This window comes from Nonomuraea sp. SYSU D8015, assembly GCF_008065375.1.
In the GTDB taxonomy this organism is placed as follows: domain Bacteria; phylum Actinomycetota; class Actinomycetes; order Streptosporangiales; family Streptosporangiaceae; genus Nonomuraea.
Map to the genome: position 1 here is coordinate 530566 of NZ_VJYI01000004.1, position 26308 is coordinate 556873.

General features: G+C 69.9%; 29 protein-coding genes. 11 read left to right on the top strand and 18 right to left on the bottom strand.

All coding sequences use genetic code 11. The features are described from left to right. Positions 1-15: 15 nt before the first annotated feature. Positions 16-420: a DUF742 domain-containing protein gene (locus tag ID574_RS21760; protein ID WP_223166931.1), complete on the top strand. Its 405-nt coding sequence runs from the start codon at positions 16-18 to the stop codon at positions 418-420. Then, on the top strand, positions 401-979 hold the full coding sequence (locus ID574_RS21765) for a GTP-binding protein (protein WP_188190760.1): 579 nt from the start codon (positions 401-403) through the stop codon (positions 977-979). The genes ID574_RS21760 and ID574_RS21765 overlap by 20 nt, the downstream gene beginning before the upstream one ends. A gap of 29 nt (positions 980-1008) precedes the next feature. Here the strand turns inward: ID574_RS21765 and ID574_RS21770 are convergent, their stop codons facing one another. Both ID574_RS21770 and ID574_RS21775 read right to left on the bottom strand, forming a co-directional pair. Continuing rightward, positions 1009-1554: a GrpB family protein gene (locus tag ID574_RS21770; RefSeq protein ID WP_188190761.1), complete on the bottom strand. Its 546-nt coding sequence runs from the start codon at positions 1552-1554 to the stop codon at positions 1009-1011. Between the two features lie 27 nt (positions 1555-1581). Next, positions 1582-2643 carry a protein kinase family protein gene (locus tag ID574_RS21775; RefSeq protein WP_188190762.1) on the bottom strand — a complete coding sequence of 354 codons (1062 nt, stop codon included), beginning with the start codon at positions 2641-2643 and terminating at the stop codon, positions 1582-1584. Between the two features lie 82 nt (positions 2644-2725). On the opposite strand from ID574_RS21775, the gene ID574_RS21780 reads away from it, so the two are divergent. Then, positions 2726-3415 (top strand): GNAT family N-acetyltransferase, encoded by a 690-nt coding sequence (locus ID574_RS21780; RefSeq protein WP_223166932.1) that lies wholly within the window; start codon positions 2726-2728, stop codon positions 3413-3415. 13 nt (positions 3416-3428) lie between these two features. Here the strand turns inward: ID574_RS21780 and ID574_RS21785 are convergent, their stop codons facing one another. Genes ID574_RS21785 through ID574_RS21800 form a run of 4 tightly spaced genes read right to left on the bottom strand, consistent with a single transcriptional unit; the run spans position 3429 to position 5191 of the window. Further along, positions 3429-3788, bottom strand: a complete 360-nt coding sequence (locus tag ID574_RS21785; RefSeq protein WP_188190764.1) for a YciI family protein — start codon at positions 3786-3788, stop codon at positions 3429-3431. After that, positions 3785-4276, bottom strand: a complete 492-nt coding sequence (locus ID574_RS21790) for an SRPBCC family protein (RefSeq protein WP_223166933.1) — start codon at positions 4274-4276, stop codon at positions 3785-3787. Before ID574_RS21790 ends, ID574_RS21785 begins: the two co-directional genes overlap by 4 nt. Next, positions 4264-4860, bottom strand: coding sequence for a TIGR03086 family metal-binding protein (locus ID574_RS21795; protein WP_188190765.1), 597 nt, complete (start codon positions 4858-4860; stop codon positions 4264-4266). Before ID574_RS21795 ends, ID574_RS21790 begins: the two co-directional genes overlap by 13 nt. Beyond that, a complete protein-coding gene (locus ID574_RS21800) occupies positions 4850-5191 on the bottom strand; it encodes an ArsR/SmtB family transcription factor (RefSeq protein ID WP_188190766.1) in 342 nt (113 codons plus the stop codon). Before ID574_RS21800 ends, ID574_RS21795 begins: the two co-directional genes overlap by 11 nt. Before the next feature lie 108 nt (positions 5192-5299). On the opposite strand from ID574_RS21800, the gene ID574_RS21805 reads away from it, so the two are divergent. Next, positions 5300-6907 carry an OmpA family protein gene (locus tag ID574_RS21805; RefSeq protein ID WP_188190767.1) on the top strand — a complete coding sequence of 536 codons (1608 nt, stop codon included), beginning with the start codon at positions 5300-5302 and terminating at the stop codon, positions 6905-6907. A 36-nt stretch (positions 6908-6943) separates the two neighbouring features. Here ID574_RS21805 and ID574_RS21810 read toward each other — a convergent pair whose 3' ends face one another. After that, positions 6944-7558, bottom strand: coding sequence for an SAM-dependent methyltransferase (locus ID574_RS21810; RefSeq protein WP_262496031.1), 615 nt, complete (start codon positions 7556-7558; stop codon positions 6944-6946). Between the two features lie 272 nt (positions 7559-7830). Between ID574_RS21810 and ID574_RS21815 the strand changes: the two genes are divergently transcribed. Beyond that, entirely contained in the window at positions 7831-8307 is a 477-nt protein-coding gene (locus ID574_RS21815) for an NUDIX hydrolase (RefSeq protein ID WP_223166934.1), read from the top strand. A gap of 12 nt (positions 8308-8319) precedes the next feature. Here ID574_RS21815 and ID574_RS21820 read toward each other — a convergent pair whose 3' ends face one another. From ID574_RS21820 to ID574_RS21840, 5 genes are all read right to left on the bottom strand, one after another. Continuing rightward, a complete protein-coding gene (locus tag ID574_RS21820) occupies positions 8320-9156 on the bottom strand; it encodes a DUF4429 domain-containing protein (protein ID WP_188190769.1) in 837 nt (278 codons plus the stop codon). 183 nt (positions 9157-9339) lie between these two features. Then, the gene (locus ID574_RS21825) at positions 9340-10110 is read right to left on the bottom strand and encodes an ABC transporter ATP-binding protein (protein WP_188190770.1); all 771 of its coding nucleotides are present in this window, start codon (positions 10108-10110) and stop codon (positions 9340-9342) included. Positions 10111-10209: 99 nt separating this feature from the next. Continuing rightward, entirely contained in the window at positions 10210-11049 is an 840-nt protein-coding gene (locus ID574_RS21830; RefSeq protein WP_188190771.1) for an ABC transporter permease, read from the bottom strand. 16 nt (positions 11050-11065) lie between these two features. Further along, positions 11066-11881 (bottom strand): ABC transporter permease, encoded by an 816-nt coding sequence (locus ID574_RS21835; RefSeq protein ID WP_188190772.1) that lies wholly within the window; start codon positions 11879-11881, stop codon positions 11066-11068. Further along, positions 11878-12873, bottom strand: coding sequence for an ABC transporter substrate-binding protein (locus ID574_RS21840; protein ID WP_188190773.1), 996 nt, complete (start codon positions 12871-12873; stop codon positions 11878-11880). Before ID574_RS21840 ends, ID574_RS21835 begins: the two co-directional genes overlap by 4 nt. A gap of 633 nt (positions 12874-13506) precedes the next feature. On the opposite strand from ID574_RS21840, the gene ID574_RS21845 reads away from it, so the two are divergent. The 6 genes from ID574_RS21845 to ID574_RS21870 all read left to right on the top strand — a co-directional run bounded on the left by ID574_RS21845 (position 13507) and on the right by ID574_RS21870 (position 20078). Beyond that, positions 13507-16287: a sensor histidine kinase gene (locus ID574_RS21845; protein ID WP_188190774.1), complete on the top strand. Its 2781-nt coding sequence runs from the start codon at positions 13507-13509 to the stop codon at positions 16285-16287. Next, positions 16284-16706, top strand: coding sequence for a roadblock/LC7 domain-containing protein (locus tag ID574_RS21850; RefSeq protein ID WP_188190775.1), 423 nt, complete (start codon positions 16284-16286; stop codon positions 16704-16706). The genes ID574_RS21845 and ID574_RS21850 overlap by 4 nt, the downstream gene beginning before the upstream one ends. After that, on the top strand, positions 16706-17125 hold the full coding sequence (locus tag ID574_RS21855) for a DUF742 domain-containing protein (protein ID WP_442939318.1): 420 nt from the start codon (positions 16706-16708) through the stop codon (positions 17123-17125). The genes ID574_RS21850 and ID574_RS21855 overlap by 1 nt, the downstream gene beginning before the upstream one ends. After that, a complete protein-coding gene (locus tag ID574_RS21860; RefSeq protein WP_188190776.1) occupies positions 17106-17693 on the top strand; it encodes a GTP-binding protein in 588 nt (195 codons plus the stop codon). Before ID574_RS21855 ends, ID574_RS21860 begins: the two co-directional genes overlap by 20 nt. Positions 17694-17818: 125 nt before the next feature. After that, the gene (locus tag ID574_RS21865; RefSeq protein WP_188190777.1) at positions 17819-18613 is read left to right on the top strand and encodes a cyclase family protein; all 795 of its coding nucleotides are present in this window, start codon (positions 17819-17821) and stop codon (positions 18611-18613) included. Positions 18614-18617: 4 nt separating this feature from the next. After that, positions 18618-20078: an MmgE/PrpD family protein gene (locus ID574_RS21870; protein ID WP_188190778.1), complete on the top strand. Its 1461-nt coding sequence runs from the start codon at positions 18618-18620 to the stop codon at positions 20076-20078. Here ID574_RS21870 and ID574_RS21875 read toward each other — a convergent pair. From ID574_RS21875 to ID574_RS21900, 6 genes are all read right to left on the bottom strand, one after another. Beyond that, positions 20017-21027, bottom strand: coding sequence for an ABC transporter substrate-binding protein (locus tag ID574_RS21875; RefSeq protein WP_188190779.1), 1011 nt, complete (start codon positions 21025-21027; stop codon positions 20017-20019). The two genes, ID574_RS21870 and ID574_RS21875, sit on opposite strands and share 62 nt — an antisense overlap. Positions 21028-21043: 16 nt before the next feature. Then, the gene (locus tag ID574_RS21880) at positions 21044-22492 is read right to left on the bottom strand and encodes a dihydroorotase (RefSeq protein WP_188190780.1); all 1449 of its coding nucleotides are present in this window, start codon (positions 22490-22492) and stop codon (positions 21044-21046) included. A 200-nt stretch (positions 22493-22692) separates the two neighbouring features. Continuing rightward, positions 22693-23697, bottom strand: coding sequence for a methyltransferase (locus ID574_RS21885; protein ID WP_188190781.1), 1005 nt, complete (start codon positions 23695-23697; stop codon positions 22693-22695). A gap of 17 nt (positions 23698-23714) precedes the next feature. Continuing rightward, the gene (locus tag ID574_RS21890) at positions 23715-24506 is read right to left on the bottom strand and encodes an ABC transporter permease (RefSeq protein ID WP_223166935.1); all 792 of its coding nucleotides are present in this window, start codon (positions 24504-24506) and stop codon (positions 23715-23717) included. Further along, positions 24503-25279 (bottom strand): ABC transporter permease, encoded by a 777-nt coding sequence (locus tag ID574_RS21895; RefSeq protein WP_188190782.1) that lies wholly within the window; start codon positions 25277-25279, stop codon positions 24503-24505. Before ID574_RS21895 ends, ID574_RS21890 begins: the two co-directional genes overlap by 4 nt. Further along, the gene (locus ID574_RS21900; protein WP_223166936.1) at positions 25276-26265 is read right to left on the bottom strand and encodes an ABC transporter substrate-binding protein; all 990 of its coding nucleotides are present in this window, start codon (positions 26263-26265) and stop codon (positions 25276-25278) included. The genes ID574_RS21895 and ID574_RS21900 overlap by 4 nt, the downstream gene beginning before the upstream one ends. Between the last annotated feature and the right edge of the window lie 43 nt (positions 26266-26308).

Sequence of the window (26308 nt, forward strand, 5' to 3'; positions counted from 1 at the left end):
GGGTGACAGGAGATCATGGTGACAGGTCAGGGTTGGGCTGGTGATAGCACTCCGCCGCATCCGGCGGCTCCCCGTCCGCAGAAGCAGAGCTCCCTGGTACGGCCCTATGCCGTGACCGGGGGGCGCACCGCGCCGCGGATGAAGTTCGCCATGGAGGCACTGGTGTCCTCCGTGACGTCGGAATACCAAGACATCTCACTACTCAGTCCGGAGTATCAGGCGATCATCCAACTGACTCGGAACGTCCGGTCGGTTGCTGAGATCTCCGCCCTTTTAAAGCAGCCCCTAGGCGTGGTCCGGGTGCTGATCGCCGATATGGCGTCGGAGGGCCTGATCCGTGTGCACCAGCCTGCGCTGGACGCCGGAAAGCCGGACCTGAACTTGCTCGAAAGGGTGCTCAGTGGACTTCGCAGGCTCTAGCCCCGGCCTCACCTCGACGAAGATCGTCGTGGCCGGGGGCTTCGGCGTGGGGAAGACGACGTTCGTGGGTGCGGTCTCGGAGATCCTCCCGCTGACCACGGAAGCCGTCATGACGGACGCGTCCGCGGGCGTGGACGACGTCTCCCTCACGCCGAACAAGACGACCACGACCGTCGCCATGGACTTCGGCCGCGTCTCGCTCGACCGTGACCTGATCCTGTACCTGTTCGGCACGCCCGGACAGCACCGCTTCTGGTTCATGTGGGACGACCTGGTACGCGGCGCCATCGGGGCCGTCGTCCTCGTCGACACCCGCCGCCTGGCCGACAGCTTCCCCGCCATCGACTACTTCGAAGAGGCGAAACTGCCGTTCGTGATCGGGGTGAACGGCTGGGACGGGCAGTTCGCGCACGACGAGGAGGAGATCCGCGAGGCGCTGTCGATCGGCGGCCACATCCCGATCGTGCGGTTGGACGCGCGGCAGCGCGAGTCCGTCAAGGGGACCTTGATCACCTTGGTGGAGCATGCGCTGACGCGCCACATGCACACGCCCGTATAGACACTGACCGCGACGCCGCTGCTCGGGGGCTAGGCGTCGCTCGGGCCCGGCCTCCAGCCGACGCTCTGGGCCCAGGTGTCCGCCTGGCGCAGGATCTCCCAGACGTACGGCTCTTTGGCCGCGACATACTTTTGCCGCTCGTCGCCGAACTCCGCCGCACACCGCCGCTTCGCACTCGCGAACTCGTCGGCTGCGGCGGGGTGGGCACGCAGGTAGTCGCGGAACAACAAGGGAAGCTGCTGGGAGAAGCTGCCGAGCTCGCGCACGTGGACGTGGGTTCGGCGGCTTCCCGGGGCCTCGCGGAAGTAGCGCTTGGTCAGCTCCGGGTTGTCCGCCCGATGCACCAGGCCGAGGGCTTCCAGCGGCGCCTTGAAGGCCTCCAGCGGCTCGAACGAGCGCACGGAGATCTGCACGTCGAGCACCGGCTTGGCGGCCAGGCCGGGGACGGATGTCGAGCCGATGTGGTCGATCCGCACCGCGACGTCGCCGAGCGCCTCGCGTAGCGTCCTGCCCAACGCGGCGAACTCCCTCGGCCAGGCCGGGTCGTAGCCGGCGATCTCGATGCGATCTCCCATGCCTCCGATTGTGGCGTGCGGCGTCACTCACGCCGTACACGTGAGCCGGAGCTTTCGGATCTCCTCCAGCGGATACGGCGTAAGCCTGCTCTCGTGCCGGAGCTTGGTGTAGAAGGCGGTCATCAGCGCGGCCGGCGGGCTGTGGCGGGCGAAGATCGCCGCGATGGCCTCCGGGACTCCCGTCGGGGGCGCGCCCGCGGCCCAGTCGCCGATGAGCGCGACGCGGTCGTCCCAGCCGAGGCCGGGGTACAGCTCGGACGCCAGCCGGTGCACCAGGTGCGTGCTCGTGTAGCAACGGTCGTAGGTGCGGTGGCGGTCGTAGAAGTCCGACTGCTCCGATGACAGGGCGAAGCGTGATGAGAGCGCCAGGCCGAAGTCGGTGAAGTAGAGGCGGCGGCCGTCGGTGAGGATGTTCTCGAAGTGGGCGTCGAAGTGCAGCAGACCCTGGGCGTTCATGAAGGAGACTCCCGCCTCCAGCTCCCCTTCCACAAGATCGCAGACCGCACCCGCGGCCTCGCCGGCTGCCCGCAACTGCGGGCCCAGCCACTCGAAGAGGTTGTGCGGGAAGTGTTCCAGGAACAGGACGAGGCTGGCGGGGGAGCGGCGGCGTGCCTCGATGCGGTCGCGGATCTCCGGGCCGCCTCCCCAGTACGCGACGGCTCCGTTCACGTCGGCCAGCTCCGGCGGGAGCGGCGGCGCGGTGTCCGGCAGCACCCGCCAGTGGTACATCAGGGGGAAGCCGGAGTACTGGCCGGCGAGCACCCAGTTCGTGGTCATGACGTGCGCCGCCAGCTCCCGCCAGGCGCCGAATCCCGGGCTGCCGATGCCGTAGTGGAATGAGGACGGGAGGCCGAAGACGTCCGCCGTGGATCGGACGTTCTCCGGCAGGAGCTCCCGTTCGGTGACGGGCACCCGTTTCACGAAGACCTGTGTCCCGGCGACCTCCAGCAGCGCCGACCTCCCGCCGATGCCCGAGCCGAGCGGAGTCGCCTTGTCGATCAGCTCGGACACCTCCTGATCGCTGTGGAGGGCGAGGGAGGTGGCCACCGCGCTGTAGGCGGACAGACGCGGCGTCGATGTGTCGTCCATTCCGTGCACTCTAGATCGTCACGTAAACGGTTGGTCATGGCCGCGGTCGGCCGAGGATCCTGGGTGGGTGTCGCGGAGCTCCTTGGATCGGGCCCGTCGGTTGTGGGCGGACCTGGCGCGGGTCCCCGTCGTGTTCCCCGAGCGCGGCGAGGCGAGCGTCGTCGCCTCGCCCGGCTCGTGGATGTGCCCGCCGGGATGGGCCGGCATCGTCGCCCTGGACGGCGCGCTCCTGGCCACCGTGCCCGAGCCGGGCATGGTCGAGCCGTTGCGCGGGGCGCTGCTCCGGCACCTCGACCTCGATCTCGCCCGGCTGGCGCGGCGGCTGCCGGTGCGGGAGGTCTTGGGGCCGGCTGCGCTGGCGTACCTCGATGACGACGACTTCGTCGCCGCCCATGGCGAGGTCGAGATCCTTCCTGCGGGACATCCGGACGTCCTGGCCCTGATCGCCTCGGTGGACGAACGGGACGCCGCCGAGTGCGGCCTGGAGGAGGTCGACTCGCCGGTCTTCGTGCTTCGGGAAGGGCGTGAGGTGATCGCCGCGTCCGGCCATCGGACGTGGCTGGACACGGCGGCGCACCTTTCCGTCCTGACCGCTTCGGGGCATCGGGGGCGTGGGCTGGCTCGTATGGTGGCCTCGGCGGCGGTGGCGCACGCGCTGGGCAAGGGTTTGCTGCCGCAGTGGAGAGCACGCCCGGAGGCGTCACGACGAGTCGCCCGAGCCCTGGGTTTCCAGGAGTACGGCGAGCAGATCAGCGTCCACTTGACGACCTGACCCGCCGCCGGTCTCAGCCCGGAGACGGGAGTTCGTGGCAGCGGCGCACCTCCACGGGCTCGCCCGCGCCGGCGACGATCTGACGGGCGAGCTCGAGCGCTCGCGCCTCGTCGGCGACGTCCACCAGCCACCACCCGGCCAGCGACTGGGCGGGCTCGGCGATCGTGCCGTCCCGCGTGGTCACCGCGCCGTCCTCCAAACTGACGACCTTCGCGTTCGGCGCGAGCACCAGCCCCTCCTCAGCCACCAGCTCACCGGACTCCCTCAGCCCGGCGGTGAACTCGATCATGAACTTGATCATCTGCTGGACCCATTCCTGAGACCTGGTGCTCAGGGCGGACTCGTCGCCGAACTGCATCAGCATGTATCTCATGAGATTCCCTTCTCGGTCAGCACGGCGTCGAGCCGCTCGTATCCCTCGGCGACGCCGCGGGCCATGGGGGAGGCGATCACCAGGTCACGCACCTGCCTCGAGGCGAACAGGTGGGTCGTGGTGAGCGTGGTCGTGCCGTCCTGCTCGTTGAAGTCGTGGCTGACCAGCGACTCGCCGGGATACCAGTGGTCGTCGAACGACTCGGTGTAGGAAAGCCGCGACGGGTCGGCGATCTCGCGGTAGAGGCCGCCCGAGGCCATGGTGGCGCCGCCGGGACCATGCCAGACGAACCGCCAGGCGCCGCCCACCCGCAGGTCGATCCGGGCCTCGACGATGTCCCAGCCCTTCGCGCCGTACCAGCGGGCGATCAGCTCCGGCCGGGTCCACGCGGCGAAGACCAGGCGGCGGGGCGCGTCGAACGACCGCGTCATGACGATCGCGCGATCCGACGGCGTCGCCACCGTCACCGACGTGGTCACGGCCGCCACCGCGGATCCCTGCCGATGAAGGCCAGCAGCTTGTCCTGGGCGGGGGCGTCATCCTCGACCTTCACCTCCGGGCCGAACACCTCGATCCCCGGCCCGAACGCGCCCGGCGTGCGGAACTTCTCCAGCAGCTCGCCGGGGAGCGCCCGCATGGCCGCCCAGGCCCGCTCGACGTCCTCCGGCTCCATGGTGTCGTCCTGGGAGGTGGCCCTGGCGAGATCCCAGCCGTGCAGCGGGAGGTCCTCGCTGACGACCTGATCGATGTGCTGCTCCGCCGTCATCCTGCCGGTGGGCGTGTCGCACTCCTGGCCGGCGAGCGACGGGTCGGCCAGGATCGCCTCGACGTCCGCGCGGGCGGCGCGGAAGGCCGCCACCGGGTCGTCGTCCACCGACGGCGCCGGGCTCAGGGAACGGCCGAAGGGCCGCACCATCGCCTCGTGCATGTCCACGATGTGCCGTACGACGTCCCTGGCCGTCCACTTCTCGCACGGCGACGGGTTCGACCACTGGTCCGGGCGGACCGACACGACCTTGCGTTCGAACGCGTCGGCCCGGCGCCGGTAGCGGTCGGCTGCTTCACTGCTCACGATTGTCCCTTTCCTTCAGCTCGTCGAGGAGGGTGTCGAGGTTCCGGTAGCGGCTCTCCCAGAGGTCCCGGTAGTCCTCCAGCCAGTCGGTGGCCTCCTGGAGCGCGCCGGCCTCCAGACGGCAGGGCCGCCGCTGCCGGTCCCGGCCCCGGGAGATCAGCCCGGCCCGCTCCAGGACCTTCAGGTGCTTGGAGATCGCCGGCTGGGTCATGGCGAACGGCTCCGCCAACTCCGTCACGGTGGCCTCACCTGACTTGAGCCGCGCCAGGATCGCGCGGCGGGTCGGGTCGGCGAGCGCTGCGAAGACGGCATCCAGGCTTTCGGCAGTCACATAACCAAGTATTAATATAACCGACTGGTTGTCAAACAGTGCCGGCTCCGATGCCTTTGGGCGTTCTTCAGCGGATTGCAACCGGCATTCCCACGATGGCGGAGCGCATTGCTGATCTTCTCGGGGAGGTTTCACCTTGCGCGCTTCCGGCACGACCGGCTGTGCCTCGTCATCGCCCTGCTCAGCGGGTGCGCCGCCGCCCAGCAGCAGTCGCCGCCGCCCACCGCGGCGAAGGAGCCGACGTCCCAGTCACCCCCGCCGACGACGGCGACGGCCACGCCCGGGGGCTTCACCCGCAAGGGGGTCGTCGGTCAGACCGAGATCGATCTCGAGGTCAAGGCCGTCGAACGCCACCGCGACCTGACCGCGCTCAAGATGGAGATCGTCAGCGTCTCGCACGATTACCGGACCCCGGAGTTCGGGTACTCCGTCGTGATTCCCACGGACTTCGCCAAGTTCTGGCTCGTGGACCCGGTCAACAAGAAGATCTACTTCACCTTGCGGGAGAGCGACAAGGAGAAGGCGTTCGGGACCAGGAGCGTGAACGCGTACGGCAACATCGAGTCGTTCCGCAAAGGCGTGCGCTATCCGGTCGAGGTGTACTTCCCGCCGCTGCCGCCCGACGTCAAGACGGTCACCGTGATCGCCGCCGAGGGGCTCGGCGAGCTGACCGGGATCCCGGTCACCGACGGCGCGCCCGCGCCGGTCGCCAAGCCGAGGCAGGAGGGCGCCCCGGAGCCGGGCGGCCCGCCCTTCCAGTGGCCGGTGATGCTCCCGACCGGGGACCACTGGGCCTACACGGACGACATCCAGGAGTACGTGGAGCGTCCAGAGCGCTCGGTCACCCAGAAGGGCGAGGAGGAGACCGTCGCCCTGCGTACCGACGTGTTGTTCGCCTTCGACAAGGCCACGCTGTCGCCGAAGGCGGCCGCGGTGCTGGACGAGGTGGCGCGCGAGACGCGTGAGCGCGCCGACCCGGCCAAGCCGCCGGTCGTCATCGAGGGCCACACCGACAGCAAGGGCGAGGACGCCTACAACCGGGACCTCTCGGTGCGGCGGGCGCAGGTCGTGCGGGACCACCTGGCGCGCGAGCTCGGCGACGACTACACCTACGAGGTCGCGGGCAAGGGCGAGAGCGAGCCGATCGCCAAGAACACCACGCCGGACGGCGCCGACAACCCGGAGGGGCGGGCCCGCAACCGGCGGGTGGAGATCTCGTACAAGGTGAAGAACCGGACCCCGGACGTCACGACCACCGTGTCGCCGTCGACGCAGCCCGGGGGCATGGCCGAGCCCGCGCCGCTCCGCAACGACCTGGGCCCGGTGGTGGGCAGCATCACCCGGGGCGACCTCCGCCTGGACGTCCACCCCCTCTACCGGGACGGGGCCTTCCTCGTGGCGCCGTTCGCGATCACGAACAACGACGACTCCTTCGTCGTGCCGGTGCCGCAGCCGTTCAGCGCGGTTTTCGCCCACGAGTTCGCCGCCGGGGCCGCCTACAGCGGGATCACCCTGGTCGACGAGGGCACCAAGGCGCGGTACTACGGCACGCGGGTGAGCGACCGGTTCTGGGTGCAGAACCAGGTCACCACGATCCCCGAGGGCGCCACCCAGCGGGGCTTCGTCTACTTCCCGGCGCCGCCGGAGGGGACGAAGTCGATGACGTTCGAGGTCAAGGACCTGGGCACGGTGAAGAACGTGCCCATCGTCGGCTAACCGCCCGGGCCAACGCGCCGGCCCCCAATCGACTGCTCACTTGACGACGCGCTGAAGCAGGAGGGACACGAAGCCGAGCACGCCCCGGTAGCCATTGAGCCACAGGTCCCGGTGCTCCCTCATGACCGCGAGCGCCTGGTCGCCGTCGGGGCCGGGGTTGGCGGCGGCCCAGCGGGCCAGCGTGCCGGTCCACGAGAACACGTACTCGTGCCATTCGGCCGGATCGCTCACGTGGCCGTGGACGGTCAGCCAGCCGCCGGACTCGGCCGCCACCGTGCCCGCCAGATCCGGGAACGCGCCGATGGCCTCGACGAGGTCCGGAGTGGGAGGCCGTTCCCAGAAACCTTCACCGACCAGCGCCAGCCCGCCCGGACGGACGAACGCGGAGATCGCGTCCATGGTCTCCTTCAGCCCGCCGAAGGCGTGGGTGGCGCCCACGCAGAGCACCAGGTCGTACGGCTTCGTGGCGGAGAACTCGGTGGCCGGCGTCTGGTGCAGCGACAGGCGGCCGGTCAGGCCGCGGGCGGCGGCCGCCTGCTCCGCCGCCGAGAGGGCGTGCGAGGAGATGTCCACCCCGTCGGCCACGGCCGAGGGGACGAGCTCCAGCGCCCGCAGCGACCAGACGGCCTCGCCGCACCCCAGATCGAGCACGCGGGCGCCCTCGGGAAGGGCCGCCCGGCGCAGCAGCCGGTCGAGGGTCGTCGCCGAGACGGGGGGCGGCGATCGGGTGGTCGCGGTGTGCGATGGCGCTGAGCTGCTCTCGATCCATGCCGATCATCCTTCCGCACACCTCCCGGGCCGGGTCGACGGATTAACCGCCGGCGGCCATCACCGGTCCTGCCCGGATCCCAGAGAGGGCCAGATGTACCGGCCTCCTTCCCTCCGAGATCAGACTGTCGGAGGACGGTGTCATGATCGGTCGCATGCCGATTCCCAGAGCCGTCGCCGTGGTCGTCGACGGGCCCCGAGTGCTGATCATCAAGCGCTTTCTCCGACAGGGCCGCTCCGAGGGATGCGCCATGTGCGACGCGGACGGTTGGCGCGGGCCGATGTGCCCGGGGCACCACTACGCCGTCCTGCCCGGTGGCCACGTCGAGGAGGGCGAGAGCGCGGAGACGGCGGCGTTGCGCGAGCTCAACGAGGAGACGACGTTGGAGGGCAGCATCGATCGGCTGTTGTGGACGGGACGGCACAACCGCCGCCCGGCCTCCTATTTCCTCGTGGCGGACGTCAAGGGCACGCCGGTCCTCTCCGGGGTGGAGGCCGAGGTGCAGGGGCCGGACAACACCTTCGAGCTCATGTGGGTGACGGCCGACGAGTTCGACCGGCTCAACCTGCATCCGTCCGACATCCGTGAGCCGCTGACGGCGTTGCTGCGGCACGGCGGCGGATCCCAGTGAGCCGGGACCGGCTCACATCCGGGACAGCAGCTCCGTCTTCTTCGCCTGGAACTCCTCCTCGGACAGCAGGCCGGCATCGCGCAGCTCGCCCAGCTTGGTGATCAGGTCGGCCACCTCCGCCCCCGAGGGAGCGGGGGGCGCGAGCTCGGCCGGGGACGGCGCCGGGGCCGGGATCGCGGCCAGGACGGCGGCGGCGAAGGGGAGGGACTTGTGGGCGGCGCCCCAGCCGAGGCCGAAGACCACGGACGCGGGGTCCTTGTTCGGGTCGGACGGCGCCGGGCGGCCGCGCACCTTCAGCCGGAGCGAGCCGCTCGCGACCTCCGGCGCGTGCCATTCCACGCCTTCCAGCTCCGAAATCGAAAAACGCTGGTCACCGGCTCGGTATTTGGCCCACGACGCTCCCGACCAGAACCAGGTGAAAGTGACGGTCTCACCATCGAAAGTCGCCGCCCCGTCATATGCCTTGAAACTCCGCGGCACCGGGGGAGCGGCGACGAGGAATCGCTCGGCGGGCCCGGGATCGGTGATGGCCGAACGCAGCTCTTCGGCGTAGTAATCAGCCAGCGTCTCCTTCTCCGCGGGCAGCACCAGCCGGTACGGATCCGCCGAATCCCTGAGTTGACCTGCCGCGACGCTCATGACGGGGTCCGCGCCCCGCCGCGGCGTCACCTGCAGCGTCACGGTGTCGCGTTTGCCCGGAACGATCGCGGCATCAGCGATCGCCGCATAGGGGACGACCCGCTCGCCGAGCTCGGAAAGGAGTTTGGAAGCCTTGGGGCCGGGCCTGACGCGCAGCGAATCCGTCTCGAACACCCACGTGCAGTCGCGGCCCGCGAGAACATCCTCCACGCCCTCAGAATAAGCGCCGGGTTGCCTTTTCGGCCGTCATACTTCGGCACCGGCATGCGTCGTCACAGTAAAGGGATATTCCAGCGGACCGGAATCAAGAAGATGCCGTCCGTGCCCCACTGACGGCCGTTGTGGAGGACGCCGACGGCGAACGTCGTCGGCGTCCTGCGGGACCCGGGGCGGTCAGACCGTGGCGTGGCCGCGGACCAGGCGGCCAACCTCGGCGCGGAGGTGCACGAAGTCGGGGTGCTCGCGGGTGCTGATCTGGTCGCGGGGCGCGGGCAGGTCGACCTTGAGGTCGCCGACCACGTGCGCGGGGGCCTTGGACAGGACGACCACGCGGTCGCCCACGTACACGCTCTCGTCGATGTCGTGCGTGATGAGCACGATCGTCATCTGGTGGTGGCCGCGCACCTTGAGCACCAGGTCCTCGAGGTCTTCCCTGGTCTGCGCGTCCACCGACCCGAACGGCTCGTCCATGAGCATCAGCGACGGCCGGTACGCCAGCGCCCGCGCGATCGCCACGCGCTGCTGCATGCCGCCCGACAGCTGGAAGGGGTATTTGCGCCCCGCATCCGCCAGGCCGACCGACTCCAGCGCCTCCTGGGCGGCCTCGCGCCGCGCCTTCTTGTCCATGTTCTTGCGGCGCAGCGGCAGTGCGACGTTGTCGGCCACGGTCATCCACGGGAACAGCGAGCGGCTGTAGTCCTGGAAGACCACGGCCAGGTTGTCCGGCGTCTGGCGCACCACGTTGCCCTCGACCGTGACCTGCCCGCCCGTGGGGCTGATCAGGCCGGCGATCGACCGCAGGAGCGTGGATTTCCCGCAGCCCGACGGCCCCACGATGCACAGCAGCTCGCCCGCGGCGACGCTGAGGTTGAGTCCGTCGATGGCGCGGTGCTCGTTAGGGGTGCCGGGACCGTAGACGTGAGAGAGGTTGTCTATCTCGAGCAATGGGGGTTCCTAGGGGGCGAGACCGCGGACGAGTGGAGAGTTAGCACAGAACTCTATCGGAGCGGGGAAAGTTGGACATGTCCGTCGCGTAAACGTCTTTCACGCATGCCAGGCCAGCACCCGGCGCTCCACGAGGAGGAACAGCTCGTTCAGCAGATAGCCGAGCACGCCGAGCAGGACGATCCCGGCCCACATGGCGGGCAGGTCGAACATCGAGTACGCGTCTGTCAGCTGGAATCCGATGCCGTTCGTGGTGCCGGGCAGCAGCTCGGAGAACACCATGACGATCAGGGACAGGGACAGCGCCAGCCGCAGCCCGGCGAACATCTTGGGCAGCGCCGACGGGATGATCACCCGGCGCAGCCGCTCGGTCCGCGACAGCCGGAACACCTGGCACGTCTGCAGGTGCAGCGGCTCGACCGAGCGGGCGCCGTCGGCGGTGTTGAGCAGCACCGGCCACAGGATGCTGAACATGATGAACGCCAGCTGCATCCGCAGCCCGAACCCGAACAGCACCAGGAACACGGTGATCAGCGCGGGCGGAGGGATGGCGCGCAGGAACTGCAACACCCCGTCCAGGTAGTCGTAGACCCGGGCCGACAGCCCGACCGCCAGCCCGAGCACGACCCCGGCCAGCGCGCCCCCGGCGAACCCGGCGGCCATCCGGCCGAGGCTGGGCAGGACGTTGTCGATGGCCAGGTCGGTCAGGAACAGCCGGCTCGGCGGCCCGGAGAACCACATCGCGTGCATGCGTGCCACGATCGTGCTCGGTGTGGGGAAGAACGCGCTGCCGGCCGCCCTGGTGGCCACCTCCCACAGGAGGAGCAGCACGGCGAGCACCAGCCAGCGGAAGGCGGCCGTCCGCATGCCTCTCCGCCGCGCGACCCGGGCCCTCCTGACGAACCCGGCCCTCGCGGAGACCTCCGCGGCGGCCTTCATCCCTGCCTCCCCGCGTTCATCGCTGCTCTCCCAACCGCGCGTGATGCCAGCGGAACGCCCGCCGCTCGAAGGCGACCAGCAGCGCGTTGACCGCGACCCCGAACAGCCCCACCCAGCAGACCCCGGCCAGGATGTCGGTCATCCGCGCGGGCACGGCGATGCCGGCGAAGAAGATGAACACGCCGATGCCCTCGCCCCGCCCGGCCACGATCTCGGTGCTGACGGTCAGGATCAGCGCCACCCCGGCGGCCAGCCGCACGCCGGTCGTGATGAAGGGCGCCGACGACGGCAGCGAGACCCGCAGCAGCACGGACAGAGGGCCGAAGCCGTACGACCGGAGCGACTCCTTGGCCAGCGGGTCGACGCCGCGCAGGCCGTACATCGTGTTGTAGAGGATCGGCCACAGGGAGGCGTAGACCACCAGCGTGATCCGCAGCTGCAGGCCCGTGCCGATCACGAGCGCCACCAGCGGGATCAGCGCCACCGACGGGATCGGCCGCAGGAACTCCACGACCGAGCGGGTGGCCGCGTCGATGACGGGCACGCTGCCGAGCAGCAGGCCGAGCGGCACCGCGATCAACGTCGCGAGGCCGAGCCCGGCGGCCCAGGCGAGCAGGCTCGTCAGGGCGTGGGTGCCGAAGGCCGGGTCGGACACGAGCTCCACCGCCCGCGCGACGATCTCCGTCGCCGGCGGCAGGAACTCGCGATCGGCCAGGCCCGACCGGCTCAGCAGCTCGATCAGCGCCGCGAAGGCGACGGCCCCGGCCGCCCGGCGCGACCACCGCGTGGCGGCGCCGGCCGGGCGGGCGCGGGTCAGGGTCTGAGCGCTCACCCCGACGTGGTCGGCGACATGAGCGCCTTGACGTCGATCGACTTGGAGAGCCACTTGGCCTCCAGCATCCAGTCGGCCACGCGCTGCAGCCGGGCCGGGTTGTCGTTGCTGGAGAAGTACGGGAACGTGACGGTGGCCGCGGTGGCCGCGTCGATCTGCGTGAAGGTCGGCAGCACCTTGGCCACCGACTCGCGGTTGGTCTCCATCAGCTTGGCCGCGTTGTGGATGGCCCGCTGGAACGCCGCCGCGACCTTCGGGTTCTTGTCGTACCAGTCTTGGGTGCTGACGTACCCGGAGATCGGGAACTCCTTGGCGGGGCCGGAGGCCGGGTCGAGGATCTTGCGGGCGCCCTCCCTGGACGTGGCCGCCGTGACCATCGGCTCGCCGAGGTAGGCGGCGTCGATCTGGCCGCTCTTCCAGGAGGCCATGATGTTCTGGAACGTCACGGGGACGTATTTGATCGAGGCGGGGTCGACGTTGTTGGCCTTCAGCACCTGCATGAGGGCCAGCTCCTGGAAGTTGCGCAGGACGTTGACGTTGATCGTCTTGCCTTCGAGGTCTTTGGCCGTCTTGATGGGCGAGTTGGGCAGCGCCATGATGCTCAGCGAGTCGGGGGCGGCGCGCGAGCCCTCGGCGAGGATGCGCAGCTTGAGCGCGCCCTTGTCGTGGGCCTGGAACATCGACACGTAGTTGCCGAACATGGCGTCGATCTCGCCGTTGAGCAGCATGGGGATGGCCTCGGGTGAGGCCTGGACGACCTGCGGGGTGACCTCCAGCCCCTCCTTCTCGAAGAGCTTCTGGTCGATCGCGACGTAGAGGGCGGCGTTGTCGATGGCCGGCAGGGTAGCGATCTTGATCTTGGTCTTCTCCAGGCCGCCGGCGGAGGCCGGTGGTGCGCTGGCGGTCGTGGAGCCGCCCGCGCTGCACGCGACGGCGCCGAGTGTCAAAGCTAATCCGATGATGGCGGCCCTGGCGGGACGGCCAAGCCTCATGTCAGGGACTCCCTTCATATGGAGCCAGGGGGGACCGGGCGGCGGGTTCTGCTGCCGGGGGCTGTGTGCCTGACGCACAACAGGGATCGACCGTAGCACCAAATTGGTGGTCATTATCGCGAAGATAACACTTGTGGTTGCAATGTCCGTTTGCCGCTATATCGTAAATTTTGACGGTCCGTAAGAATCGGAGTGTTTGTCCTTTTTGGGAAAGGTGGTGGCGGCGGGACGTCGGTTGCTGATGGTACAGGTCTTTCGAACTCGCACACTGGTCTCGATGTGGACGGTGGGCCGGGCTCTCGTTGCCTGTTTTCGCAGATAGAAGGCGGTCTACCGATTCTGTCGTATTTTTCGGACAATCAGGGATAAACACCTCATCGGGGCACTATTGGTGGTTGGCCCTTGCTAACCCGTGTGCTCAAATGGCGCTTATCTCGACGTACATATTGCCCCAGGTGCATTTACCTGCATGTCACCGAGAATTCCCCTCCGGGGCGAGAGGTTGCGAAGGCAGTGAGAACGCAGAGCGCTGAAGCTTCAAGCGACCGCGAGCCGCACGCGCACGAGAAGCGCCGGCTGTCCAAACCTTCCTCTGGCAGGTCCTCTGGCAGGTTCGGACTGGGCAACTGGCACGTGCGGTCACGCCTCGTCGCGCTGATCGTCGTTCCCACGGCCGTGGCCGTGGGGCTCGGCGGGCTGAACGTGATCACCTCGCTCAACGACGCCAACACCTACCAGACCCTCCGCGAGGTCGCCGAGCTCAGCGAGCAGCTCGGGGCCGTCACCCATGAGCTGTCCTTCGAACGCGACCAGACCGCGCTCTACATCGCCCAGGGCCGCCCCGAGAACCGCGAGGCCCAGCTGCGCACCACGTACAGCGGCGTGAACGGCCTCATCGAGGAGGCCAAGGGGCGGGCACGGGCGATCACGGACACCCACGCCGAGGCCGTGCGACCGGTGCTGCGGCGCCTGGAGGAGATCCCGACACTGCGCGACACGGCGGTCAACGGGAAGATCCAGCCGCTGCCGATGATCAGGAAGTACTCGGAGATCATCGCGGCCCTCCTGCAGTTCCACGACCAGGTCGGCCAGGTCGCCGTCGACGACGAGGTCTCCCGAAGCGCGAGCTCGATGGCGGCGATCGCCCGCGCCAAGGAGCAGGGGTCCAAACAGCGGGGCATCCTGGCCAGCGCGCTGGACAAGAAGGGCTTCGACAGCGGCGAGCTCGACGCGCTCACCGACGCCAAGTCGCGCGAGGAGAGCGAGGAGACGCTGTTCGCCACGCTGGCCAACCTCGACCAGCTGGAGCTCTACCGCAACACGGTCGTCGGCAGGGACGTGGACCAGACGGACCTCTTCCGGCTGCGGGCCATGGCGCAGTCGGCCGAGGGCAAGGAGCTGAGCATCGGCGCGCCGGCCAACAGGGACGTGACCACGTGGTTCGAGGTCAGCACCGGCAAGATCGACGCGATGCGCAGCGTCGAGAAGGACCTGGCCTCCTCGGTGATCCTGCGGGCCAAGGCCCTGGAGGAGGGCGCCAACCGCTCGGCGCTGATCTCCGGCGGTCTCATCCTGCTGCTCCTGCTCGCGGTGCTCGCCATCATCTCGCTCATCGCCCGCTCGCTCATCAGGCCGCTGCGCAGGCTGCGCCGCGAGGCGCTCGACATCGCCGAGCAGCGGCTGCCCGAGACCGTGCAGCAGCTGCGCGAGAGCGGCGACGGCGCGGTCGGCCCGGTCGTCCCGATCGGCGTGGACACGCACGACGAGATCGGCGAGGTGGCGCGGGCGTTCGACGAGGTGCACCGCGAGGCGGTCCGGCTGGCGGGCGAGGAGGCCCGGCTGCGCAGCAACGTCAACGCCATGTTCGTGAACCTGTCGCGGCGCAGCCAGACGCTGGTGGAGCGGCAGATCACCCTCATCGACGGGCTGGAGCAGGGCGAGCAGGACGAGCAGCGGCTCGGCAACCTGTTCAAGCTCGACCACCTGGCCACGCGCATGCGGCGCAACAGCGAGAACCTGCTGGTGTTGGCTGGCCAGGACCCGCCGCGCCGGTGGAGCCAGCCGGTGAAGCTGGTCGACGTGGCGCGGGCCTCACTGTCGGAGGTGGAGAACTACGAGCGGGTGGTGCTCCAGGTGCCCGACGGCGTGTCGGTGGCGGGGCAGGCCGTCAACGACGTGATCCACCTGCTGGCGGAGCTGGTGGAGAACGCCCTGTCGTTCTCTCCGCGGGAGACGCGGGTGACGGTGTCGGGCAGCAGGATCGACGGCGGCGGCGTGATGCTGTCGATCAGCGACTCCGGCATCGGCATGACGCAGGAGGAGCTGGCCCAGGCCAACGAGCGGCTGACGGACTCGCCGACGGTGGACGTGTCGGTGTCGCGGCGGATGGGCCTGTTCGTGGTGGCCAGGCTGGCGCACCGGCACGGCATCCGGGTGCAGCTGCGCCCGCACAGCTCCGGCGGCCTGACCGCGATGGTGCTCATCCCGGAGAACATGCTGGGCTCCCAGGCCCCCGCCTACACCGGCACACCGTCCTACTCCGGCAACCAGCCCCCGTCGTACAACCCGCCGCCGGCCCTCGCCGGTGACGAGCCCTCGCCGTTCAACCAGCCGCCCGCCCCCGTGGGCGACCAGCCGCTGGCCTTCTCCGGGGCCGGGAGCGGCGGCGGCGAGCCGTACTCGGGGCCGCATCCCGCGCCGCCCGCCACGGACTGGCCGCCGCGGCCGACGTACCAGATGGGGCCGGGACACCCGTCCTTCCCGTCCAACCCGGAGGCGGGCGGCGGCTGGCCGGCGTCGCCCCAGTGGCAGCCCGACCCCACCGCGTGGCACTCCGAGCCGCGCGGCGGCTTCGACGACTCCGACGTCTGGTCCACGCCGCGCGGCGCGTCCTGGAACGGCGGCACCCTGCCCAAACGCCCCACGCCCGGCGAGCCGCCGCGCGGCGGCTGGAACGGCGACACCATGCCGCCGCAGCGGCCGGGGTTCGACTTCCCCAACTCCGAGTCCTCAGGGCCGGGCTCCATGCCGTCGGCCGCACCGGCCTCCGGCGGGGACGACTATCTGCCGATCTTCGCCGCCGTGGAGTCCGCCTGGTTCGGGCGCGACAAGAGCTGGAACTCGACCAAGGCGGACGAGGGCTGGAGCGCCGCGGAGGCGGTCGTCGAGCCGAAACGCGGCGAATCGACCGCGGCCGGGCTCCCCAAACGGGTGCCCAAGGCCAACCTGGTGCCCGGCTCGGCCGCCACGGCGGCCTCGCCCAAGGGCGTGACGCCGATGCCGTCGGTGTCGCCGGACCGGGTGCGCAGCCGTCTTTCGAGCTTCCAGCAGGGCTTCAGAGCGGCACGTGACGACATCAGCGAGGGCAGGGCGTTTTCCTCTGGCCCGCGTAACGATAGAGAGGAGGGCGTGTGAATGAGCTGAGCCACGCGGCACGCGGGGTCGACTGGCTGATCACCGATTTCGTCAGCACGGTCCCGGGTGTCGCGCACGCGGTGGTCGTCTCATCGGACGGGCTGCCATTGGCGGCCTCGTCGGGATTCCCGGCGGACCGGGCTGATCAGCTTGCCGCCATCGCGTCGGGTCTGGTGAGCCTGACGCAGGGCGCGGCAAGGGTGTTCGAGGGCGGTGCGGTCAACCAGACGATCGTGGAGATGCAGCGCGGGCTCATGCTGATCATGTCGATCAGCGACGGCTCGTGCCTGGCGGTGCTGGCCGCTCCAGACTGCGACATGGGTCTGGTGGCGTACCAGATGACGCTGATGGTCGATCGCGCCGGTCAGGTGCTGACTCCGGCTGTGCGCGCGGAGCTGCGTGCCAGCCAGACCAGGTGATGTACGTGTCAGACCCCACATGGACCAGCGGCGGTTGGGCGCCCCCGCCACAGCCACAGTCCCAGTCGCAGCTGAACCCAGACCCCGCTTCGCCCGTCCGTCCGTACGCGGTGACAGGTGGACGGACGGCGCCGCGGGTCAAGCTGGCGATGGAGGCTCTCGTGTCCTCGGCCACGGCCGAGCACCGCGAGTTCTCGCATATCACGCCGGAGTACCGGGCGATCAGTGAGCTGTGCCGGCAGGTCCGGTCCGTGGCCGAGGTGTCGGCACTGCTGCGGATCCCTCTCGGCGTGGCTCGTGTGCTGATCGCCGACATGGCGGCCGAAGGCCTGGTCCGCGTGCACCAGCCACAGCTGGACGCCGGCCGGCCGGACGTAAATCTGCTCGAAAGGGTGCTCAGTGGACTTCGCAGGCTCTAGCCCCGGCCTCACCTCGACGAAGATCGTGGTGGCTGGAGGGTTCGGGGTGGGCAAGACGACGTTCGTCGGCGCGGTGTCGGAGATCATGCCGTTGACCACGGAGGCGGTCATGACCGACGCCTCCGCGGGGATCGACGACCTGGGCATGACGCCGCTGAAGTCGACCACGACCGTGGCCATGGACTTCGGCCGCGTGTCGCTGGACCGCGACCTGATCCTGTACTTGTTCGGCACGCCCGGGCAGCACAGGTTCTGGTTCATGTGGGATGACCTGGTACGAGGGGCGATCGGCGCCGTCGTGCTGGTGGACACGCGCCGTCTTGCCGACAGCTTCCCGGCCATCGACTATTTCGAGGAGGCGCAGCTGCCGTTCATCGTGGGCGTCAACGGATGGGACGGGCAATATCCGCACAGCGACTCGGAAGTGCGCGACGCCCTGACGCTCGCGCCCCACATCCCGCTGGTGCGGCTGGACGCCCGCAAGAAGGATTCGGTGAAGAGCACGCTGATCAACCTCGTCGAGCACGCGCTCACGGTCCGGATGGCCGTGCCCGGCTGGAGTGGCTAGCCTCGTAGGCCGCACGATCATCACGGTGGGCCCGCGTTCCCCCGCCCCGCCGCCCTCGGCGGGGTCCTTCCGGGGAAGGGTCCCGACGGGGTGTGGTGACGACGGGAACGGGGGAGTCATCCGAGATGTCCCTGTGGAAGGCCCTGGAAGGGGCGCGGGTCCTGGATCTCGCCCAGCCGATGCGCGAAGGCATGCCGCAGTCCCCCAACCATCCTCCGTTCCGGATGACCTTGGAGCGCCGGCACGGTGACCTGGTCAGGCCCGACGGCGGCTCCGCCGCCAACGAGATCATCGTCACGGGCGGGCACGTCGGCACCCACGTGGACGCCCTCGCGCACGTCTCCCAGGACGGACTCCTGTACGGCGGGCGGCCCGCGGCCGAGGTGATGTCGCACGAGGGCTTCAGCTCGCTGGCGATCGACGGGTTCGAGCCGTACGTCGGCCGGTGCGTGCTGCTCGACGTGGCCGCCGTGCAGGGCGTGGAGACGCTGCCGCCGGGCTACGAGATCACCCCCGACGACCTCTCGCTGGCCCTGGGCGACCTGGAGATCCGCGCCGGTGACGCGGTGCTCGTCGGCACCGGCTGGTCCCGGCTGTGGTCGTCCGGGGAGCAGTTCGTCGGCCTGCGGGACGGCGTCCCCGGGCCCGGCGCCGAGGCGGCACGCTGGCTGGCCGCGCACCGCCCGCGCGTGGTGGGCGGCGAGACCATCGCCTTCGAGCACATCGCGGCCGACCGCGGGCACGCCACGCTGCCCGTGCACCGGATCATGCTGGTGGAGTCGGGCATCAACATCGTGGAGACCATGCGGCTGACCGAGCTGCTCGACTCGGGGACACGCGAGTTCCTGCTGGTGCTCAACCCGCTGCCGATCGCCGGCGCCACCGGCGCGCCGGTCCGCCCGCTCGCGGTGGTCGGCTGACGCCATGACGAGGACGACTCATGTCCAGCGGCTCGCCGAGTTCGCGGCCGCCTGCCGTGACGAGGGCGTCCCCGCCCGGGTGCGCGACGACGTCACCGGACGGGTGCTCGACGTGCTGGGCAACTGCCTCGCCGCCTACGCCGAGCCGGACGGCGACGCGGCCCCGGCCGTGCTGCGGGCCGCGCGCCGATGGGGCGGCAGCGAGGAGGCGACCGCGATCGGCAGCGGCCTCCGGCTTCCCGCGCCGTCGGCGGCGCTGGTCAACGGCACGCTGGCGCACGCGCTCGACTACGACGACACCCACCTGCCGTCGGTGCTGCATCCCAGCGCTCCCGTGGTGCCGGCCGCGCTGGCCGTCGCCGAGGCCGTGGGCGCGAGCGGGGCGGCTCTCGTCGCGGCCGTCGCGGCCGGCGTCGAGGTGTGCAACCGCCTGGGGATGGCCTCCTACCTGCCGGAGGCGCGCAACTCGCTGTTCTTCGAGAAGGGCCAGCACGCGACGTCCATCTGCGGCACGCTCGGCGCCGCGGTCGCGGCCGGGCTCCTGTACGGCCTGACGGCGGACGGCCTCGCCCACGCGGTAGGGGTGGCGGCCAGCATGGGCGCGGGCGTGATCGAGGCCAACCGCACGGGCGGGACGGTCAAGCGGGTCCACTGCGGCTGGGCCGCTCACGCGGGCGTCTCGGCCGCCGTGCTCGCCCTGGAGGGTGTGACCGGGCCGCCCACCGTGCTGGAGGGCCGGTTCGGTTTCTTCCAGGCCTGGCTCGACGGCCGCTTCGACGCCTCGGCGCTGCTCTCGGACCTGGGCGACAGGTGGGAGCTCCTGCGTACGGTCTACAAGCCGTACCCGACGAACCATTTCACCCACCCGGCCGTCGACTGCGCCCTGGCGCTCCGGGCCGGCGGCCTGACCCCTGACGAGGTCGAGGACATCGAGGTCGGAGTGGCCGGCCCGGTGCTGCGGACGATCGCGGAGCCCCGCGAGGACAAGATCGCCCCCAGCTCGCCGTACCACGCGAAGTTCTCCGGCCCCTACACGGTGGCCGCGGCGCTGTACGGAGGCGGCGGGCTCGGGCTGGCGCTGGACGACTTCGCCGCTCTGTCCCCGGAATGCCTCGCACTCGCCAAGCGGGTGCGTTGCGTGGCGGACGAGCGGGCGTCGGAGATCTTCCCACGCGCGTTCGCGGCCGCCCTGCGGGTGCGGCTGTGCGACGGCTCGACGCTGGAACACCGCGTCGACTCCTCGCGCGGCGGACCGGAGCACCCTCTGACACGGGATGAGCTGGCGGTCAAGTTCCGCTCCAACGCGGGGCGGGCGTTGCCGGCGGACCGGGTGGACGCCCTCCTGGCCGCGGTGGGCGACCTCCCCTCCGCCCCTTCGGCGGCGCCGCTGCTCGGCCTGTCCGTCACCCGTCCGCCAGGCCGTCGGGCCCCGTACCCGACGGGACCCCGGCGTCCGGGGCGATGATCGACGTGACGTCGATCGGCCGGCGGAGGTACTTGTACTCGAGCATGAGATCCGCCAGCTTCTGCAGGCGGGCAGGGTCGAGCCGGCTCGGATAGGCCCCGAGGGCGATCTCCGCGGCCATCTTGGCGTCGATCACCGTGTACGTCGGAAGCGTGGCCTCGATCACCTTGCGGTCGCCGGAGGCGAGCCGCTGCGCCTTGGAGATCGCCCGCTGGAAGGCGGCCATCGTCTTCGGATGCCTCAGCACCCAATCGTCGGTGGCCACCCACCCGGCGATGGGCAGGTCCGCCGTCCGGCCCGTCATCGTGTCGGCGAGCACACGGAAGCCGAGCGCGCCCTTGTTGGCCGTGATGTGGGGCTCGACGACCAAGCCGGCGTCGGCCTGCCCCGCGTTGACCGCCTCCCCGATGTCGGGGGACGGCATCTCTGCGAACGTGACGTCGGCCTCGCTGAGGCCGGCCGCCCTGAGCTGCGCCGTCACGCCCAGCGTGGCGATGTTCCTGAGGTCGTTGACCAGGATGGTCCTGCCCTTCAGATTGGCCACCGTCCTGATCGGGGAGTCCTGCGGGACCATGAGGGCGAAGGTGCCGGGAGCCGCCTGGTACATGTCGGCGACGACCTTGACCTCCCTGCCCCGGGTCACGGCCCGGAACGTGGAGACGTAGTTGGCCTGCGTGAGGTCCAGGACACCGCTCTCGACATGCGACAGCGCGTCCGCGCCCGTGATCGAGACGGGCTGGACCGTCAGTCCTTCTTCCCTGAAGAAACCCTCGGCCTGGGCGATGTACAACGCCACGGGATAGGAGGTGGGCTGGGCGCCCACCAGGATCGTGGACTTCTCGAGGCCGGTGGGGGGCGGGATCGGCGCCTCGCCCCCGCCGCATCCGGCGAGCACCAGAGCGGCGGCGGACAGGACGAGCGCGAGGCGGCGGCGTGATATGCGGTTCATCGGCGGTAAGGCGTGTTCAGGCGGGCCGGCGAACGTACCGGCCGACGGGACGACCCACGATCTTCTCGGCCTCCAGCACGCGGTGGCCGCGCACGAACGTGTCGGTGACCTTGGCGGTCAGCTCGAACCCCTCGAACGGCGTGTACTCCTGCGCCGACTCCGAGTCCTGCGCGCGCACCGTCCAGGTGCGCCCGGGGTCGACCAGGCAGATGTCGGCGTCGTACCCGGGCGCGATCGTGCCCTTGGCGCGCAGGCCGAACCGCCTGGCCGGGTTCCACGAGGTCAAGGCGGCGATGCGGCCGTACGGAAGACCCCTGCGGCGCCCTTCGGTGATCAGTCCGGGCAGGAGGTACTCGGCGCCGCCGAACCCCGCCTTGGCCAGGAATACGTCGTCGCGCGGGTCGCCGAACTTCAGCTCGTCGCGGCAGCACGCGTGGTCGCTGACCACCCAGTCCACCGTGCCGTCGAGCACGTGCCGCCACAGCGCCTCGACGTCCTCGCGCGGCCTGATCGGCGGGTTGACCTTGCCGCCGATGCCGCTCGCCGTGTCGATGTCGGCGAGCAGGTGACCGATCGTGACCTCGCGCCGGAAGTCGATGTGCGGGAACGTCGCCGCCATGCGCACGGCGGCGTCCATGGCCTTGGCGGAGGACAGATGGAGCAGGTTGACGGTGGCCAGGCCCGTCTCGTGGGCCAGGTAGGAGGCGACGAAGACGGCCAGCCCCTCGGAGTGCGGCGGGCGGGAGGCGCTGTAGGCCGCCAGCCCGCTCAGCTCGCGCGACTCCTCGACGATCTTGGTGTACGCGGTCATGATCTCAGCCGTCTCGCAGTGCAGCGACAGCGAGATCTCGCCCGCCAGCTCGGGCATGCGCTCCCTGACCGCCTGAACCCCGCGCATCACGAACTCGAAATGCGCGTAGTCGTAACGCTCGCCGTCGGGCAGCATGAGGAAGGCCCGCTGGTCGTCGGAGCGCCCGTGCAACCCGTGGCCCCCGTAGAACATGAAGATCTTGAACGACGTGACCCCGAACCGCTCGACCAGGTCGGGGAGCTCGGCGATGTGACCGCTCGACATGGGCGCCAGGTGGAACCCGTAGTCGACGTAGGCCCTGCCCTCGGCCTGAGCCAGCACCTCGGGGAAGAACTCCGCGTAGGGGCCGCCCCTGTTGAGGTAGTACTGTCCGGTCCGCATGTACGTGAGCGCGGTCGTCACGCCGCCCTGGGCGCTCGCCCGGCTCTCCGACTCGGTGTCCGCGGGCAGCGGGTTGTAGATCCCCCAGTGCTGATGGGCGTCCACGACCCCGGGGAAGGCCAGCCGCCCGCCTCCGTCGATCACCTGGGCGGCGCCGGACAGCCCGGGTCCGACCCGTTCGACGCGCCCGTCGGCGATCGCGATGTCGGCCTCGACGGGGTCGTCCCGGTCGTGGGTCACAACCTTCACGTTCTTCAGCAGCAGGTCGGTCACAGGAGTGGTCTTCCTAAGCGAGGCGGTGGGCGTAGCGGTGCCAGGCCGGCACCCGCCGCTCCACCATGAGGAACGGGGAATTGAACGCGAAGCCCAGCACGCCGAGCAGCAGGACGCCGGCCGTTACGGGAGACGACGTCGGGCGCGACCTCCCCGCCGTGCGGGAGGGCAGCGCCCGAGTCGTCGATCGCCGGCGGCGGTCAGCGGGGGACGGCCTCGATGAGGTTCGCGCCGTAGCCCAGCTCGACGACGTCGGTGAGCGTCAGATCCGCCCGGTCGAGCAGGGCCGCGTACTCCCCGCGGCTACGCTCGACGGCGCCGTTGAAGATCGCCAGCATCCGCATGTCGATGTCCTTGCCCAGGTGCGGCGCCTCGTCGTCGGGGAGCACGACCTCCAGCACGAGGACACGGCTGCCGGGGTTCATGGCTCGTCGGACGTTGCGCAGGATCTTGACGGCGTCCTCGTCGTCCCAGTTGTGCAGGACGCTGGCCAGCAGGTAGACGTCGCCGACGGCGGGGACCGAGTCGAAGAAGTCGCCGGAGACGACCTCCGTCCGGTCGGACAGTCCCTCAGCGGCCAGCGTCTGCGCGGCGTGCGCGGTCACGTGCTCCAGGTCGAACAGGATGCCTCGCATCTGCGGGTTGGCGTGCAGCACGGCGGCCAGGATGTGTCCCTTGCCGCCGGCCACGTCGACCATGGTCGCGGCGGCGGGGAAGGTGTACCGCTTGGCCAGGCCCTCGGTGAAGGTGAGCGCCCGGCGCGTCATGTAGTCGTCGAACAGGCTGCTCGACGTGGGGTTCTTCGCGAGGTGATCGTAGAGGTGGCCGTACCGTTTCACGAAGGCCGAGCTGCCCTCCCGCACCGTTGCGGGGAGCATGCCCATGGCGTACCAGAAGCCCTCCTCTCCGAGCATGCGGATCGAGGAACGGACCGAGTCGGGCACGTCCGAGCGCAGTGCGGTGCCTTTGGGGGTGAGGTCGTAGACGTCCGGCCTCGCCAGGCGCACCAGGCCCATGCCGGCCAGCTCTCGCAGGACCCGGCGCAGTGAGGGCGCGTCCGCGCCGGCCCGCCCGGCCAGTTCGGCCGTGTCTAGCGGGCCCTGCGCCAGGTGGTCGGCCAAGCCCAGCTCCGCCATGGTCAGCAGCGCCGCGAAACGTGACAGGTCGCTCGTGGCTCCCCAGAGGAGGTCGTCGGAGTGCGACATAAGTCCTTCCAGAACGGTCACGCGTTGCGAGTGGCCTGCCGGTGCCAGACGAGCAGACGCCGCTCGACCACCACGAACAGGGAGTTCACGAGATAGCCGAGCACGCCGAGCAGGGCGATGGTGGCCCAGACCCCGGCGCCGTCGAAGCTGCGCTGCGCCTGCAGCAGCTGGTAGCCGATGCCGTCGGTGCTGCCGAACAACTCCGAGATGACCATGAGGATCAGCGCCAGCGACAGGCTCAGCCGCAACCCGGCGAAGATCTTCGGTGAGGCGGCCGGGAGGACCACCACGCGCAGGTACTGCGCCTTCGACAGGTTGAAGACCCTGGCCGTCTCGGTGTAGGTGCGGTCCACGGCCCTCACCCCGTCGATCGTATTGAGCAGCACGGGCCAGATCACGCCGAACGCGATCGCGGCCAGCTGCATTTTCAGCCCGGCCTGGAACAGCACGAGGAACACCGGCAGCAGCAGCGGCGGCGGGATGGCCCGGCCGAACTCGATCAGCGGGTCCACGTAGTCGGCCGCCGTGCGCGAGCGCCCGATCAGCATGCCGAGCACGACGCCGAGCACGGCGGCCAGGATCCAGCCGCTGAACATGCGGCCGAGGCTCGGCAGCAGGTTGTCCACCGCGTCGTCGGTGAGGAAGATCCGCGAGACGGGCCCGGAGAACCACAGCTCGTACATGCGGACGATGATCGTCGTGGGCGGGGGGAAGTCGATGTCCTCCAGCCCACGCGCGATGAACTCCCAGACGAGGAGCACCACGGGGACGACCCAGAGCCTGGCGCCGACCTTCACGAGGGTTTTCACGACTGCTGCGCTCCCGTCCGCATGCGGTGCCAGTGGAACAGGCGGCGCTCCCCGGCCAGCAGCGCCAGGTTCGCGAACACGCCGAACATCCCGGCCCAGAACGTCGCCGCCATCATGAGGTCCATCCGGTTGCCGCTGCCGGCCTGCAACACGAAGACGCCGACGCCGGCGGTGCCGCCGGCAATCAGCTCGGCGCTGACCGCCAGGATCAGCGCGATGCCCGCGGCGATCCTGACCCCGGTCGCGACGAACGGGGCGGCGCTGGGCAGGCTCACCCGGACCAGCACGGCCAGCGGGCCGAAGCCGAAGCTGCGCAGGGACTCCTTGGCCTGCGGGTCCACGTCGTGCATGCCGTAGAGGGTGTTGATCAGGATCGGCCACATGCAGGCGTACACGATGACCGAGACCTTCATCAGCCCGTCCACCGGGATCAGCAGGATGGCGAGCGGGATGATCGCGACGGAGGGGATCGGGCGCATGAACTCCAGCACGGGCCTGATGGCCCGCTCCACCGGCGGCAGCGCGCCGAGCAGCACGCCCAGGGGGACGGCGATCCCGATCGCGATCAGCAGGCCGAGCGCCCAGTTGGTCAGGGTCGTGCCGAGTCCGGTCAGGAACTCGGTGTCGACCAGGAGGAGCGCGGCTTCGTACAGGATGGTCGAGGGAGCCGGGAAGATCACGTCATCGCTCATGACGAAGCGGATGAGCAGCTCCCCGACGGCAACGAGCCCCGCGGCGCCGGCGACGCCGCGGAGCACTCGAGCACCGGTCATCCGGCCGGGGGGGCCGGGACGATGATGGACTTCACGTCGATCGCGCTCGCGATGTACTTGTATTCGAGCAGGAGGTCGGCCACCTTCTGCAGGCGGTTCGCGGTCAGCTCGGTCGGGTAGGTGAGCGGCGTGATCACGGACGCGGTCTTCGCGTCGATCTTCGTGTACGTCGGCAGGGCCTTCTCGAGCTCCTTACGGTCGGTCGAGACGTCCTTCAGCGCTTTGGCGACCGCTCGCTGGAACGCGGCCAGCGTCTTCGGGTGCTTCTTCGCCCATTCCTCGGTGACCGACCAGCCGGAGATGGGGAAGTTCTCGGTCTGGCCGGTCATCGTGTCGGCCAGCTTGCGGAAGCCCTGATTGGTCTGAGTGCTCGTGATGAAGGGCTCGACCATCCAGCCCGCGTCGGCCACGCCATTGGTGAGCGCGTTGCCCATCTCGGGGAACGGGACTTCCTTGTACTTGATGTCGTCCTTGGTGAGCCCGGCCACCTTGAGCTGCGTCTCCACGGCGAGCGTGCCGATGTTGTTGAAGGTGTTGACCGCGACGGTCTTGTTCTTCAGGTCCGCCACCGTCTTGATGGGGGAGTCCTTCGGGACCATGATGTTGAACGTGTTCGGGGCGCCCTGGGAGGCCTCCGCGACCAGCTTGATCTTCTGGCCCTTGCTGAAGGCCACCAACCCCGACACGTAGTTCTGGAGCGTGACGTCGAGGGCGCCGCTCATCAGCTGGGGCATCGCGGCGGCGCCGCCTTGGATGACCACCGGCTCGACCGTCAGGCCCTCCTGCTTGAAGTAGCCCTTGTTGATGGCGATGTAGACCGATACGGAGTCAGGGATCGGGATCGCCCCGACCTTGATGGTGGTCTTCTCCAAGCCATTGGCGCCGGCCGAGGCGCTCGTGGTGCTGTCGGAGCCGCTGCAGCCGGTAACCGCTAGAGCGACTGCAACGCCGAGTGCGACGGCGGTGCGGCGCAGTTTGGGTGTCATCGGGGGGGTTCTCCTACCAGGGGGAAGTTCTGGAGATCGGCAC

Bases quoted from the DNA above. Each gene is read 5' to 3' on its own strand.
- ID574_RS21760 (WP_223166931.1), top strand. From the start codon at position 16: ATGGTGACAGGTCAGGGTTGGGCTGGTGATAGCACTCCGCCGCATCCG.
- ID574_RS21770 (WP_188190761.1), bottom strand. From the start codon at position 1,554: ATGGGAGATCGCATCGAGATCGCCGGCTACGACCCGGCCTGGCCGAGG.
- ID574_RS21775 (WP_188190762.1), bottom strand. From the start codon at position 2,643: ATGGACGACACATCGACGCCGCGTCTGTCCGCCTACAGCGCGGTGGCC.
- ID574_RS21785 (WP_188190764.1), bottom strand. From the start codon at position 3,788: ATGAGATACATGCTGATGCAGTTCGGCGACGAGTCCGCCCTGAGCACC.
- ID574_RS21815 (WP_223166934.1), top strand. From the start codon at position 7,831: ATGCCGATTCCCAGAGCCGTCGCCGTGGTCGTCGACGGGCCCCGAGTG.
- ID574_RS21830 (WP_188190771.1), bottom strand. From the start codon at position 11,049: ATGAAGGCCGCCGCGGAGGTCTCCGCGAGGGCCGGGTTCGTCAGGAGG.
- ID574_RS21840 (WP_188190773.1), bottom strand. From the start codon at position 12,873: ATGAGGCTTGGCCGTCCCGCCAGGGCCGCCATCATCGGATTAGCTTTG.
- ID574_RS21855 (WP_442939318.1), top strand. From the start codon at position 16,706: ATGTACGTGTCAGACCCCACATGGACCAGCGGCGGTTGGGCGCCCCCG.
- ID574_RS21865 (WP_188190777.1), top strand. From the start codon at position 17,819: ATGTCCCTGTGGAAGGCCCTGGAAGGGGCGCGGGTCCTGGATCTCGCC.
- ID574_RS21870 (WP_188190778.1), top strand. From the start codon at position 18,618: ATGACGAGGACGACTCATGTCCAGCGGCTCGCCGAGTTCGCGGCCGCC.
- ID574_RS21875 (WP_188190779.1), bottom strand. From the start codon at position 21,027: ATGAACCGCATATCACGCCGCCGCCTCGCGCTCGTCCTGTCCGCCGCC.
- ID574_RS21885 (WP_188190781.1), bottom strand. From the start codon at position 23,697: ATGTCGCACTCCGACGACCTCCTCTGGGGAGCCACGAGCGACCTGTCA.
- ID574_RS21895 (WP_188190782.1), bottom strand. From the start codon at position 25,279: ATGACCGGTGCTCGAGTGCTCCGCGGCGTCGCCGGCGCCGCGGGGCTC.
- ID574_RS21900 (WP_223166936.1), bottom strand. From the start codon at position 26,265: ATGACACCCAAACTGCGCCGCACCGCCGTCGCACTCGGCGTTGCAGTC.